At 40.4% G+C, this 349-nt stretch carries 1 protein-coding gene; it reads left to right on the top strand.

Annotation, left to right across the window (positions count from 1 at the left end; all coding sequences use genetic code 11):
* Positions 1 to 349, top strand: a 349-nt coding sequence (locus FH871_RS35245) for a universal stress protein (protein WP_138995381.1), incomplete at both ends; no start/stop codon positions are given.

Here is a 349-nt window from a genome sequence, read left to right as displayed (position 1 = left end):
CAAGCCTATAAACATATCCTAGTCGCCGTTGATGGTTCTAAACAAGCCGAATTAGCTTTCAAAAAAGGGATTGCAGTCGCTAAACGTAACGATGCCGAATTGGTTCTAGCCCATGTCATTGACACTAGGGCTATCCAAAATATTGCTGCGGTTGATACCTTCACCTATGAAAATCTCGAAAAAGAAGCCGATACTCTCTTGGATAACTATGAAAAAACCGCCAAGGATGCTGGTGTCAAGGAAGTTCGTAAGGTTATTGAATTTGGTAATCCTAAACGTCTCTTGGCTATTGATATTCCTCAAAAAGAGAAAACAGATTTGATTTTGCTAGGGGCAACTGGTCTTAACA

This window comes from Larkinella sp. C7 (assembly GCF_006149005.1).
Taxonomy (GTDB): domain Bacteria; phylum Bacteroidota; class Bacteroidia; order Cytophagales; family Spirosomataceae; genus Larkinella.
This window is presented reverse-complemented; position numbering and strand designations above follow the sequence as displayed.